Annotated in this window: 15 protein-coding genes; 5 read left to right on the forward strand and 10 right to left on the reverse strand. The window is 66.0% G+C overall.

Going from position 1 to position 12,645, the window contains the following annotated elements:
- Window positions 1-127 precede the first annotated feature (127 nt).
- On the reverse strand, window positions 128-610 hold the full coding sequence (locus tag ABZ942_RS19040; protein ID WP_357383644.1) for a MarR family transcriptional regulator: 483 nt from the start codon (window positions 608-610) through the stop codon (window positions 128-130).
- Window positions 611-714: 104 nt separating this feature from the next.
- Between ABZ942_RS19040 and ABZ942_RS19045 the strand changes: the two genes are divergently transcribed.
- Window positions 715-1,059, forward strand: coding sequence for an EthD domain-containing protein (locus ABZ942_RS19045; RefSeq protein ID WP_357383646.1), 345 nt, complete (start codon window positions 715-717; stop codon window positions 1,057-1,059).
- Between the two features lie 70 nt (window positions 1,060-1,129).
- On the forward strand, window positions 1,130-1,984 hold the full coding sequence (locus ABZ942_RS19050; protein WP_357383648.1) for a class III extradiol ring-cleavage dioxygenase: 855 nt from the start codon (window positions 1,130-1,132) through the stop codon (window positions 1,982-1,984).
- 7 nt (window positions 1,985-1,991) lie between these two features.
- On the opposite strand, the gene ABZ942_RS19055 is transcribed toward ABZ942_RS19050, so the two are convergent.
- From ABZ942_RS19055 to ABZ942_RS19075, 5 genes are all read right to left on the reverse strand, one after another.
- Complete coding sequence (locus ABZ942_RS19055; RefSeq protein WP_357383650.1) at window positions 1,992-2,744, reverse strand: TIGR03084 family metal-binding protein; 753 nt, start codon at window positions 2,742-2,744, stop codon at window positions 1,992-1,994.
- Between the two features lie 232 nt (window positions 2,745-2,976).
- Entirely contained in the window at window positions 2,977-4,470 is a 1,494-nt protein-coding gene (locus tag ABZ942_RS19060) for an MFS transporter (protein ID WP_357383652.1), read from the reverse strand.
- A 100-nt stretch (window positions 4,471-4,570) separates the two neighbouring features.
- Complete coding sequence (locus ABZ942_RS19065; protein ID WP_357383654.1) at window positions 4,571-5,473, reverse strand: NADP-dependent oxidoreductase; 903 nt, start codon at window positions 5,471-5,473, stop codon at window positions 4,571-4,573.
- A 60-nt stretch (window positions 5,474-5,533) separates the two neighbouring features.
- Window positions 5,534-6,274 carry a TetR/AcrR family transcriptional regulator gene (locus tag ABZ942_RS19070; protein ID WP_357383656.1) on the reverse strand — a complete coding sequence of 247 codons (741 nt, stop codon included), beginning with the start codon at window positions 6,272-6,274 and terminating at the stop codon, window positions 5,534-5,536.
- Window positions 6,275-6,356: 82 nt separating this feature from the next.
- Complete coding sequence (locus ABZ942_RS19075; protein WP_357383658.1) at window positions 6,357-7,349, reverse strand: PhnD/SsuA/transferrin family substrate-binding protein; 993 nt, start codon at window positions 7,347-7,349, stop codon at window positions 6,357-6,359.
- 117 nt (window positions 7,350-7,466) lie between these two features.
- On the opposite strand from ABZ942_RS19075, the gene ABZ942_RS19080 reads away from it, so the two are divergent.
- Window positions 7,467-8,108 carry a TetR/AcrR family transcriptional regulator gene (locus ABZ942_RS19080; RefSeq protein WP_357383660.1) on the forward strand — a complete coding sequence of 214 codons (642 nt, stop codon included), beginning with the start codon at window positions 7,467-7,469 and terminating at the stop codon, window positions 8,106-8,108.
- A gap of 104 nt (window positions 8,109-8,212) precedes the next feature.
- On the opposite strand, the gene ABZ942_RS19085 is transcribed toward ABZ942_RS19080, so the two are convergent.
- Window positions 8,213-8,953, reverse strand: a complete 741-nt coding sequence (locus tag ABZ942_RS19085) for a VOC family protein (RefSeq protein WP_357383662.1) — start codon at window positions 8,951-8,953, stop codon at window positions 8,213-8,215.
- Window positions 8,954-9,159: 206 nt separating this feature from the next.
- Here ABZ942_RS19085 and ABZ942_RS19090 point away from each other — a divergent pair, with 206 nt between their 5' ends.
- Complete coding sequence (locus tag ABZ942_RS19090; protein WP_357383664.1) at window positions 9,160-9,594, forward strand: DUF4189 domain-containing protein; 435 nt, start codon at window positions 9,160-9,162, stop codon at window positions 9,592-9,594.
- Between the two features lie 94 nt (window positions 9,595-9,688).
- On the opposite strand, the gene ABZ942_RS19095 is transcribed toward ABZ942_RS19090, so the two are convergent.
- Window positions 9,689-10,915 (reverse strand): lipase family protein, encoded by a 1,227-nt coding sequence (locus ABZ942_RS19095; protein WP_357383666.1) that lies wholly within the window; start codon window positions 10,913-10,915, stop codon window positions 9,689-9,691.
- A 194-nt stretch (window positions 10,916-11,109) separates the two neighbouring features.
- Between ABZ942_RS19095 and ABZ942_RS19100 the strand changes: the two genes are divergently transcribed.
- Window positions 11,110-11,703: a DinB family protein gene (locus tag ABZ942_RS19100; protein WP_357383668.1), complete on the forward strand. Its 594-nt coding sequence runs from the start codon at window positions 11,110-11,112 to the stop codon at window positions 11,701-11,703.
- Window positions 11,704-11,736: 33 nt separating this feature from the next.
- On the opposite strand, the gene ABZ942_RS19105 is transcribed toward ABZ942_RS19100, so the two are convergent.
- Window positions 11,737-11,916 carry a DUF6011 domain-containing protein gene (locus ABZ942_RS19105; RefSeq protein ID WP_357383670.1) on the reverse strand — a complete coding sequence of 60 codons (180 nt, stop codon included), beginning with the start codon at window positions 11,914-11,916 and terminating at the stop codon, window positions 11,737-11,739.
- An 82-nt stretch (window positions 11,917-11,998) separates the two neighbouring features.
- Window positions 11,999-12,550 (reverse strand): dihydrofolate reductase family protein, encoded by a 552-nt coding sequence (locus tag ABZ942_RS19110; RefSeq protein ID WP_357383671.1) that lies wholly within the window; start codon window positions 12,548-12,550, stop codon window positions 11,999-12,001.
- Window positions 12,551-12,645 lie beyond the last annotated feature (95 nt).

Raw genomic sequence — 12,645 nt, forward strand, 5'->3', positions numbered from 1 at the left:
GCCTACGTCTGTCCCCGCTCGCGCTGTCGGCTTCGGCAATCCTGGCGCGCTCAGCTGCCTCGCCGTTCGGCTGAGCGTCTATCACCCGAACCGGCAGCGCTGATCCAAGGCTGCGCGGCGTGCGTACCTATTCGGCAGGGCCACCGCCGCTTTCGCGCCGTACGGTCTCGGCAATGCCGGAAAGCGCCGTACTCAGCTGGCGGCGTTGCGCGGTGGTCAGCGGGTCGAACACGAGTCGGCGTACTTGCGCGACATGTCCTGGCGCGCTGTCGACCACCTTCTGCCGACCGCTGTCGGTCAGTGTCGCCAGGGTATAGCGACCGTCGCTCGGGTCGATGCGGCGAACGATCCACTCTCGAGCCTCGAAGCGGTCCATCAGCTTCGATAGCCGGGGCAGCGTGCTGTTGCAAACCCGAGCTAGCTCGCTGAGTCGCATCGTCTCCTGATCCGCCATCGACAGCCGGGCGAGCACGCTGTACTCGAAGTTCGAGATGCCCGCGTCGCGTTGCAGCTGCCGATCCAGGGCTGTGGGCAGTGCGATCACGACGGTGAGCAGGTCCTGCCAGAGTGCTTGCTGTTCGGCGTCGAGCCAGGGCGTCGGTTCGTCCATGCGGTCTACCTTACTTGCTCGGGCAAGGGATATCGGTTGCCTAGGCAAGCGAAAGGGGTCTATGGTTTGAGTTGCCCAGGCAAGTCAATCTAGAGGAGTTCTCCATGATCAAGCTCAGCGTCTTCCTGACTCGGCGGGCAGACCTCACCCACGAGGAGTTCGTGGAGTACTGGACGCAGAAGCACACGCCGCTGATCGCGAGCGTGCCCGGCGGCGAGGTCCCGGTTCGGCGCTACGTCCAGCTGCTGCCCACCGACGACGAGATCCCTGGCATCGCCACCGCCTACTACGACGGTGTCGCCGAGGTGTGGGTGGACGACATCGCCGACGCCGCCCGCTGGTTCACCTCCGACACCTACACCACGACCATCGCCGCGGACGAGGAGAAGTTCATCGACCGCTCGAAGACCCGCTTCCTCTACACCACCGAGAGCCCGATCTTCGGTTGAGCCCCAACGACTCCGGGCGACCCGACGATCGGGCCGCCCGGAGTCACACCCGCTTCCGACAAGGAACGACATGACCACTTCCCACCTCCCGGCCGCCGCCTACGACGACCACCTCGCGCGGGTCCTCCCTCGGGCAAACGAGCATCGACTCTGGGTCCCCGCCGATGGAGCGCTGCCGAGCCTGTTCATCAGCCATGGAGCGCCGTTCACCCTCGACGACCCGCAGTGGCTCGACGACCTGTTCACCTGGGCGCAGTCCATGCCCAAACCGAAAGCCATCGTGATCATCTCAGCGCACTGGGAGGACGCACCGGCCGCGATCTCGGGTGCGGCCGCTGGCACCCCGCTCTACTACGACTTCAGCGGCTTCCATCCCCGCTATAAGACCCTGCCGTACGCGACCCCGGACGCGACCGACCTCGCCCGTCGGCTCACAGCCACCCTCAGTCCGGCGACTACGGTGCACGAGCGCGCCGACCGAGGTCTCGACCACGGTGCGTTCATCCCGCTCATGGCGATGTATCCCGCGGCCGACGTTCCGGTCGTCCAATTGTCGATGCCCAGCCTCGATCCCGTGGCGTTGGTCGAGTTCGGCGCTCGTCTGCGATCACTGCGCGGCGAAGGCGTGCTGGTGATCGGCTCGGGCTTCATGACCCACAGTTTCGCGGTGTTCCGCCGCCCGGATCTCGCCGCACACACCAGAGCGTTCGATGAGTGGGCCGCCGACGCGCTCGGGCGCGGCGATGTCGATGCCCTGACCGACTACCGGCGCAAGGCGCCCGGCGCCGCGGTCGCGCACCCGACGGCCGATCACTATGTCCCCCTGCTGGTTACGATCGGCGCCGCGAGCGATCCCGGCAGCGCGATCAGCGCGATCGACCGCATGGTCATGGGCAACTCCATCCGCTCGGTGCAGATGAACTGAGGATGTCTCAGAGGAAAATACGGGCGATCTCCAGCCACTTCCGGGCGTCCGCGCCGACTGCGGTGAGATCGGTCTCGGCCAGGGGCCTGCGCCGGGTGACGCGGAGACAGAAATCGAGGGCGCTGCCCCGCACCCGTTGCTCGGCATCTGCGGGGCCCCATGCCCAGGTCTCGCCGTCGGGTCCGGTCAGTTCGACCCGGAAAGGCTCTGCGGGAGTTGGTAATTCGGCAGTGTAGAAGGACAGCTCTCGTCCTACGACGCCCATCGCAGCTATCGGCCGGAGCCGACTCGTCGCATGACGGGTGACACCCAGCGTGTCGAAAATGTCCTGCCCGTGCGCCCACGTCTCCATCAGGCGAAGCGGCACCATGAGCTTGGCGGTCAGTTCCGCGCCGTACCACGGAAACGCCTGGTCCAGCGGAATGTCACGGAGCGCCGCGGCAACCTCGATGCGACCGGCGCGCCACTGTTCCAGCAGTTGCGCTCGCGGCAGGGCCGCACCCTCGGCGGCATCGACATCCCGGTATCGGGGGCCGAGGTTTTCCGCGTGCTTCAGCACGGCGTCGAACGCCTCCGGGGTCCGGATGGCGATGAGCACGTTCGCGTCAGCGGAAGCGAGATGGGCGATCTGGTGGGCGATCGTCCACCCCACCGCGGGCGTGTCCTTGGACCAGTCGGCCTGCGCCGATACCAGGGCGTCGAGCTCGTATCCTTCGGCGACCAAGTCGGGCAGCGCGACGTCGCGCTGCACATCGGACATGTCAATGCCGTAATCCAACATCCCAGTAGCACTTTCACACGCGTTGACGGCAACGGGTTTGTCCCGTCTGGACGGACAGACTTCGGTTGCGAGCCGGAGATCTGCGAAGCCTTGCTCACTTCCGAGCCTATGGGGGCTGACTACGGCCCTGCAAACCCTGTGACCTGCAGTGTTACTGAAAACTGACGGGCGACTTCGCTGGAGAACCGGTTTCGGACATACGCTGTCGGTTTCAGTGCACGACGTTCGGATTGGCTGGTAGCGGGCCCGAGCGGAAGAGAAGCGCGGCCAGCGCGGCACTACCGAGGAACACTGCTGCGGCAATCCAGAACACCAGGTGGTAGCCGCTGATCGTCGCTTGGGCGATGGTCGCCGGTTGGGTCGCGGTCGCGGCGTGGGTGGTGAGGTAGTGGTTGATCGCGGTCGTGGTGAGTGAACTGAACACGGCCAGCCCGATGGCCCCGCCGATCTGCTGGGCGGTGTTGACCGTAGCGGAGGCCACGCCGGCGTCGTGCGGTAGGACGCCGCTGGTCGCCGCGTTCTGGATCGGGCCGAAGATGAAGCCGAATCCGAGGCCGATGACGAGCAGGGCAGGCAGCACGCCGCTGACGTAACTGGAGTCGGCGCCGATGCCGGTGAGCAGTGCCATTCCGGTGGCCGCGAGCAGGCAGCCGCCGGGGATGAGCGGGCGCGGCCCGGTGCGCGGCAGCAGCGCTGTCCCGGAGAACACCGCACCCACCATCACCATGGCGATCATCGGGAGGAATGCGGCGCCGGACTGAATCGGACTGAACCCCAACGTGTTCTGCAGGTAGTAGGTGAGGAACAGGAAGACCACGAACATGCCGGTGCCGGTGATCGCGACGGTCAGGTAGGCCGAACCGCGGACGCGGTCCAGCACCACGGGCAGGGGCAGCAGGGGATGCGGGGTGCGGCGTTCGATGAGCACGAAGGCGGCCAACAGGAGGATTCCAGCGATGATCGGCGCAAGCGTCGCAAGGTTGTCCCAGCCGTGGGATTCGGCGTTGCCGAGTCCATAGACGAGACCGGCCAGGCCTGAGACCGCGGCGGCTGTGCCCGCGATGTCGGGCCGGACTCGCTCGGGGCGGTCGCCGTCACACAGGAACATCAGCGCACCGGCGAACGCGATCGCGGCGATCACGATGTTCACGTACAGGCACCACCGCCACGACAGTCCCTGGGTGAGGATCCCGCCGAGCAGCAGACCCAATGCGCCGCCCGCGCCGGAGATCGCGCCGAAGATGCCGAACGCGCGGCCACGTTCTTTTGCGTTGTCCGCGAAGGTGACTGAGAGCAGCGACAGTGCCGCCGGCGCGAGCAGCGCACCGAAGACGCCCTGCGCGACCCGCGCGACGAGCAGCATTTCCAGACCACCGGCGGCACCGCCGAGCGCCGAGGCGGCGGCGAATCCGCCGACGCCGATGAGGAACATTCGCTTGCGTCCGAAGAAATCCGAGAGCCTGCCGCCGAGGAGTAGGAGGCTGCCGAAGGCCAGCGCGTAACCGGTGACCACCCACTGCCGGTCGTCGGTGGAGAAGCCCAGGTCGTGCTGGGCGCTGGGGAGGGCGATGTTCATGATGGTGTTGTCGACGATGTCCATCAACTGGGCCAGGCTCAGCACGACCAAGGCCAGCCAGCGGTTTCGGCCACGGTGCTCTTCGGTCGTCGGGTAGTCGGATCCGGTCGATGGGATGGTGGAACTCATGGTGGCCTCTCGGTGTGTGCGCAGGCGTCATCGCCGATGCAGGCCCGCGGCATCGGGAATCATGTTGTGGGCGCGACACATTCGGTGTCGCGCGGGGATGTCAGCGGGGGAGTAGCACGAGCTTCGCGCGTACCGCGCCGGATTCGCCGACACGGTGTGCCTCGGCGACATCGGCCAGCGGGAAGGTCTGGACGGCAGGAAGGGTGAGCTGTCCGGACTCGACCAGCGGGCCGATCTGGGTGAGTACGTAGAGTGCGCGGCTGGCGTCGCCGCGAGAGAACCGCACGCCGTATTTTTCCGCGCCGGGGAAGTCGGCGAGCGTGATGACGTGCTCGGGACCGCCGGCGAGCTCGATCAACTCGGGCAGCACACCGCTGCCCGCGATGTCGAGCGCCAGATCGACACCCTTGGGCGCGACCGCGAGGACCCGTTCGCTCATGCCCGCGCCGTATGCGACGGGTTCGGCACCGAGTGAACGCAACAGGTCGTGCGAGGCCGGACTGCCGGTGCCGATCACCCGGGCACCCCGGGCCACCGCCAGCTGCACCGCGGCACTGCCGACGGTGCCGGACGCGCCGTTGATCAGCACGATGTTCCCGGTCTCGACGCCGAGCTGGTCGAGTGCACGCGCGGCCGTCTCCATGGCCGCGGGCAGTGCGGCGGCCTCGGCGAAACCGACCGACGACGGAATGGGCGCGTAGTAGGACAGCACCACCAGTTCCGCCTGCGCGGCACCCTCGGAGCTGAATCCGAACACCCGGTCGCCGGGCGCGACGTCGGTGACGCCCGCGCCGAGCTCATCGACCACGCCCGCCGCCTCGTAACCCAAGGTCTGCGGAAGTTCCTGATCCATCAGCCCTTGACGTTTCTTCCAGTCGCTGGCGTTGACGCCCGCGGCCTCGACCGCGATCCGGACCTGGCCGGGGCCCGGGTGCGGGTCGGGTAGATCGACGATTTCCAGGACCTCCGGGCCCCCGAATCGGTCGAAACGAGCTGCCTTCATGATTGTCGTCCGTCCTCGGCCCGAGTGTGGGGCCGGTCGAGTGTCGTGGTTTGTGGCGACCTAGTCCTCGCGGGCCAGTCCGCGGAACAGTTGTTCGAGGGTGAAGTCGAACCGTTCGTGTCCGGCACCGGTGGTCAGCTCGTGCGCGTAGGTGACCATGTTCGGAAAGTGCGTGGGGGGCAACATCTTCAGTCGAGCGATATGTTCGGCTTGATCCAAGACTCGCCCGTCGGTGTCGGTGACCGGATCGCGGCGCAACGATGCCTCGAAGCTGTACGCGGCGACGTACAGCACTGCGGAGTCGACCGCCCACGCGGCGTTCTGCGGCGACACCCCGGCGGCCAGCAGGATCGCCAGCAGGCCCTCGCCGATCCGCAACGTGTCCAGACTGTTCGGCGCCGCCGACAGTGCCGCCCGGGATATCCCCGGATAGCGCAGGTATTGGTCACGCAACTGCCGGCACACGTCAACGATCTGCGCGCGCCAGTTCGCCGGATCCGGCTCGGGGATCGACACTTTCCGGCACAGCTGCCCGATCAACAGATCATCCAGCTCCGCCTTGTTCCGCACATGCGCATACAGCGCACCCGGACTCGTCCCGAGCGCCGCGGCAACACGCCGCATCGTCAACGCGTCGAACCCCTCGGCCTCGACCAACCCGAATGCGGCCGCCAAGATCCCAGCGACCGTGATCGGCTCCTTACGAACCCGCCGCGGCGGGTTCGTCGCATCAAGCGCCGCGATCTGCGCTTCCCACTGATCACGCGTAACAGCCCTGCTCGAGGGACTCTTCTCGGCCACTACCCAACCGTAACACAGCTGGAGAACACTGTTCAATGGGTGAACACTGTTCATTGACGAACAGTGTTCAATAGGTCGGGGTTCAGTGGGTGCCGGGGACGAAGATGTCTGCGGAAGTGAGCAGCCGCTGGGACAGGCCTTGCTCGTGGTGGTAGCGCAGGAAGGTGTCGACGGCCTTGCTGTTGGCGTCGAGCCCGTAGGGCCACCAGTCCTCGCCCAGTAGTGCACGGTTCTCCGCGAACAACTCGCTGAACCACGGAGTGATCACGGCCATGTGCTGCTTCGCCGCGTTGGCCCGATAGTGCTCCTGCACAATGTCTTTGGCCTGACGGAACGCTTGGCAGACCGAGTCGGCCAGGCCGGGCATCTCGGCCAGTTCCCGGCGGATCGCGACGACGTGCATCATCGGAAAGATGCCGGTGCGGCGGTAGTAATCCCGTTCGGCCGCTTCATAATCGACGAACAGTCGCCGGATCTTCTTCGTCGAGCCGTCGAGCAGACTTCGCGGGACGTCGACCGACAGCAGGGCGTCGATCTCGCCCGCTTCGAGCATGGCGGCCAAGGTCTGATCGCCCTCGGTGTGGCGGACTCGAACGCCGTCCGGGACGGGCTGCGGGATCCAGTCGAACGAGGGGATGGGGTGGTCGGTGCCGCCGATCACCCAGTCGATCTGGTCCGGCGTCACGCCGTATTCGTCGGCCAGGATGCCCTTCACCCAGACGCCGGGGTCGGAGCCGTACAGCGCGAACTCACCGACCGTCTTACCCGCGAGATCCTCTGGCCGCTCAATTCCGCTGTCGGCGTTCACGAACAGTGCCGAGTGACGAAAGTTGCGGTTCGGGAAGATCGGCAGGGCCAGGAACGGTGAATCGTCCAGGTCGAACGAGCGCAGGAAGTAGGTGAGCCCGTACTCGGCGATGTCCAGTTCGCCCTTGGCCATGCGCTGGAAAACGTCGGAGATCAGCGGCGAGGTGTTCAGGTGTGCGTCGACGCCATCGATCGTGACTCGCCCGTCGAACAGCGGCTCGGTGTGCTCGTACCGGTAGACGCCCAGCTCGAGCTGCAGATCGGTCATGACAGAACTCCTTCTCCCGGCCGCTTCCGTGAACGACCTTTCATTTTTATCGTTGCGGGAGATGCTGCTACCGTCAAGGCGAATGATCGTTCATTCACGGAATGAAGGAGGGGTCCCGTGCCGCGTCTCACCGACGAACATCGGGCAGCGAATCGGTCGCAAATCGTGGCGGCGGCTCGTCGCTGTTTCTCGCGCGACGGGTTCCATCAGACCTCGATGCCCGATATCGCGGCCGAAGCGGGCGTGTCGGTGGGTGCTCCCTACCGGTACTTCGCCAGCAAGGAAGAGATCATCGTCGAGATAGCGGGTGATGCCTTCCGTGTGATGTTCGCTCCCGTGGAGCGTCTCGTCGATGGGGACGGCGAGATGACGGTTGCCGATCTGGTCGCAGCGGCAGTCGACCCGGTGAGCGGTGATGTCGCTGTCGATGCGACTGGCCAAGCTATTCCAGTCGACGAGTTGCTGCGCGTAGCGGTCCAGGCGTGGGGCGAGCTGCTACGCCACGAAGGACTGCGACAGCAGGCCGAAGCGGGCTTCGAGCAGGTGCGCGGACGCATCGCGGACGTGCTTCGCAATGGTCAGCGGGCGGGCACTGTGTCGACCGAGCTGGATCCCGATCGCGGCGCACGGGTGGTAATGGCGTTGCTGCACGGTTTCGTCTTGCAGCACACGGCTTTCGGGCTCGATGACATCGCTGGTTTCGCGCACGACGTTCGCGTCGTATTCGACGATGCCGGGCTGCTCCGCGGTTCTCGCTGACGCAGTCGTACGATTGCTGATCTTCCTGCCGAGAACTATTGCAGCACAATATATTCTGTTAGATTCTCGCCCCGAGTCGCGCACGGGCGCTGCGGTGCCCTCGGTCAGCGTCCCGGGCCGAGAACGCAGAAATCGTTGCCCTCCGGATCGGCCAGGACCGTCCACGGCACATCGCCCTGGCCAAGGTCTCGGTCGATGGCGCCCAGAGTGCGCAGTCGGGCGACTTCCGCCGCTTGATCGTCACCGGCATAGGGCAGAAGGTCGAGGTGGATGCGGTTCCAGACGGTCGGCACACCGGACCTGCGGATGAACTCCAGGTAGGGGCCGACGCCCTTGGATGAACGAAACGTCGCGTGATCATCGGTCACCTCGTGCAGGGTCCAGTCCATCGCCTCGCCCCAGAATCGGGCCATGGCCCGCGGATCCGCGCAGTCGACCACCACCGCGGCGATCGGCCCGGTGTCCCGGTAGATCTCCCGAGGTTCCAGCACGCAGAACACATTGCCCTCGGGGTCGGCCAGCACCGTCCACGGGACGTCGCCCTGGCCGATGTCGGCGGGCGTCGCGCCGAGATCCTGCAGGCGCGCAACCCATTCCGCTTGATGGGCCAGGGAAGTGGTGGCGAGATCGATGTGCACCCGGTACTTCACCGTTTCGGGGTCCGGGACGGTGACGACATCGACGCAGACCGCGCTGGGGTCCGGCCAAGAGAAGCCCACGGGTTCGATATTGGTCACGCCGGGCCCCTCGCTGGAAACGCCCCAACCCAACGCCTCCGCCCAGAACCGGCCGAGCGCGGAGTCGTCCCGAGCCTTGATGTTGACTTGCACAAGCCGTGTCGCCATGTCGGCGATCCTATGCACACTGCCCCGAAACGACATACCCGAATACCGTGGCCGAACAGGCGCCGCCGTTTTCTCCGGTTCGACGTGGTGATAGCCGTCGGCCGGGAATGTGATCCTGCCGGGACGAATTGCGCGAATCGGACAGCGATCCGCCATGATTCGTCGGGTCAACGTCCGCTACACGTGTTCACAAAGGAAAGTGCTTGATGAAGTTCATGGGTAAGGCCGTCGTCGCGATCGCGGCGGTGGGTCTTGCGGCCGGGTCGGTGTTCGGTGCCGGCACGGCGAATGCGGTCAGTCTGCACGGCGCGATCGCGTTCAGTGCCTCGGACTGGAGCTACGGCACCAGCGTCGATGCGCTGAGCCGCGACGAAGCCGTTGACGAGGCGCTCGCCAACTGCGGCCTGGGCGGCGGCACCGACTGCATCCTGTTGGTGGACTGGTCGAACGGTTGCGGCGCGCTGGTCTACACCAAGCACGCCGTCGCCACCGGCGCGGGCACCGACCGCTCGCTCGCGCTGTTCGCCGCCTACACCAGCCTCGCGCGGGTCTATCCGCCGGCGATGCTGGCCAATGTCGGTTCCGCGGACAAGTCGGGGGCTGAGGTCAGCGAGGTGGTCTGCACCGCCAACGCGCGCTGACCGCAGTCGGCTCGGAAGACCCGGGACCTGTTGGGGGCCGGGTCTTCTCGACGTTGGTGCGGGTGCGCCGGTCGATCCCGATGGCGTGCGTCCGTCAGCAGGTGCTGGGAGCGGGCTTGCCGGCGAAGCGGTCGGTCAGGTAGGTGAGGGCGGTGGGGAGTCCGGCCGCTGCCTCGGTGCCGTGCTCGCCGATCGGATTCTCCACTCGTTGCACCGGAACCCCTGCGGCGCAGTACTTTCCGGCGAGTGCCCGGGCGGCGGCGATGGGGGCGAACTCGTCGGCGATCGCGTGATAGAGCAGCACCGGCGCGGTGGGGGAGCCGTCGCGGAACAGTGGGCTGGCCTTCCGGACGACGCTGCTCAGTTCGGCGTTGTCGGTGATCGAACCGGGCCAGGCCTCCAGGTCCGCCGCATTGAGAAACGGGTGCGTGAGCGCGGCGTCATGTAGGCAATCCGTTTGGCCGGCGGCCAGCATCTCGCGACCGGATTCATTCAGGTACTGAAGCACATTCGCTTCCGGATAGGACCGGTTCAGGCCGACCAGACCGACGACGACCGCGCCGCCCGCGATGCCGCCGCTGAAGCCCGACATGGTGGCCGCCAGATCGGCCACCACCCCGCCCAGCGCCGCGCCGGTCAGCTGCAGTTCCGGGGCATAGACGCTCTGTGCTTGCGCCGCGACAGCGGTGGACTGCGCCCCGCCGGAGTACCCCCAGAGGCCGATCGGAGCGGCGGGATCGATAGCCGCCGGTGTGAACGACTTGGCCGCGCGAATTCCGTCCAACACCCCGTGCGCGTAACCGTCAGCGCCGGAGAAATCCGAATCGGGCCCCTGATAGTCCGGCACTACCACGGCCCAACCTTGTTGCAGCGCAAGACGAATCACCCCGGTCTCGGAGAACGCGTTACTCGGTCCGCCACCGAGCCCGCCGCGCAACGCATACGAGGGCGCACATTTCGAGCCGACCCCGTCTTCCGCGACCTGGTACGACACCAACGGCCGCGGGCCGGTGCCCGTCCATTCTTGCTGCGGCACAAGAATTGTGGCGACGTAGGCGCTGGGCCGACCATGGTTGTCGATCGTCTTGTACTGCACCTGCCAAGCGTTTGCCGGCAGCGGCACCAGGAAGGACTCCGCGCCGATCGGCCGGGACGCGAGCACCGCGCCATTGGGCAGACCCGCGATACCGGGCGGCGCGGCATAGAACGAATCCTGGTCCGGCAGCGGCACCGCCCCGGCCCAACTGCCACCCGTCATCACCAGCCCGAAAACCACGGCAACAACCGCAGCCCGCAACGTCACGATCCGCACTGACCGCACAGCGGCAGCCCCTCCCCTGAGAACCTGTTCTAGTTCGCGTGGTTGGGAAGCTTAACGCACCAGGCGTTCCACCGTGTCAATACTTATCGCGCAGTTCGCGTTTCAGAACCAGGCGATCAGCGGTAGCCAGTGGATGGTGTTGGTGGAGAAGGAAATTCGGTGAGGTATGGGCGGGGTCTGGCAGAGTGCTCGATATGACAGTTTCTGACCCGAAATCGGATCTGCACCGGTACCTGCGTGATGCCCGCCAAGTCATGCTGTGGAAGCTGGATGGTCTGTCCGAGTATGACGTTCGTCGGCCCGTGACCCCCACCGGCACCAACCTGCTCGGGCTGGTCAAACACCTCGGCACCGTCGAGTTCGGCTACTTCGGCGACACTTTCGGGCGTCCGAACGACGAATCCATCAACCAGCACGATTTCGCGGCCGACCCCACCGCCGATATGTGGGCGACCGCTGAAGAATCGCGTGCGGACATCATCGGCTTCTATCGCCGCGCTTGGGCGCATGCCGACGCGACGATCGACAGCCTCGACCTCACGGCCGAAGGCTCGGTTCCGTGGTGGTCAGCGGACCACCGAATTGTCACGCTGCACCGCGTCCTGGTGCATGTGACCGCCGAAACCAATCGGCATGCCGGACACGCCGATATCCTTCGCGAACTCATCGACGGCGCCGCGGGCCTGCTCGCCGGCAACGACAACATGCCCACCGGCGACCCCGCCTGGTGGCAGCAGTATCGGTCCAAGCTGGAGGACGCCGCGAAGCAAGCTGCCGGACTCGGCTGACCGCGAGTCCTCCTATTCGAGGCCGAGACGGACTCAGGCTGCGATGTCGAACAGGGTCAACTCTCGTGCGGCGGCGCGCTGCTCAGCACGTTCACGGATCGCGCAGGTCGGTCCGATGCCCAGCGTGACCGATTCGGTTGACAGCAACCAGCCGTGGCAGCGCCGACAGTGCGCAACGAGTCTGGCCTCGGGCTTGTTGTCAGTCTCGGCCATCCAATTCTCCTCCGGCCGTGGGTCGATATGTCCCCAGCCTGGCACAGGGCACCGACACAAAACGCTGCGCGCTGAATCTTCCTCAGTCGAGGAGATAGCGGTGCATCACCGCGGTGTTGAAGTGCTTCGTCTCGGTCAAGCGGAGCTGGATGCGCTTGTCCAGCAAGGGGAGGAAGGGGGTGCCGCCGCCGAGTATGACGGGCATGAGGAATATCTGGTACTCGTCGATGAGGCCGTGGGGAATCAGCGAGGCGGCGAGGCTCGCGCCACCGACCTCCATGACGCCGTCGCCGCCGGCCTTGAGCTTGCGGACCTCCTCGACCGCGTTCTCGCTGACCAGCGTGCTGTTCCAGTGGACTTCGGTGAGTGTGCGGGAGAAGACGACCTTCGGCTTCGACGTCCAGAGCCCGGCGAACTCACGCTGGATAGGCGGCGCGTCCTCGGGCACGTGCGGCCAGTATTCGGCCATCAGTTCGTAGAGGCGACGGCCGTGCAGCGAGATCTCGATGTCGCGGTAGCGGTCGTTGTGGAACTGGTGCAGCTCGTCATCCGGGTTGCTCCAGTCGATGTTGCCGTCGCGATCGTTGATGTAGCCGTCCAGGGTCACGCTGAACCCGTAGATCAGTTTCCGCATAACCGGGTAGACCTCCTGCGCGCTCGAAACTCATCGGTGACACGTGCCGTAACTCGGTGACAGACATGATGCTTTGTCACTGACGGTTGGTGGTG

Origin of the sequence: Nocardia sp. NPDC046473 (assembly GCF_040645995.1) — a bacterium.
GTDB lineage: Bacteria > Actinomycetota > Actinomycetes > Mycobacteriales > Mycobacteriaceae > Nocardia.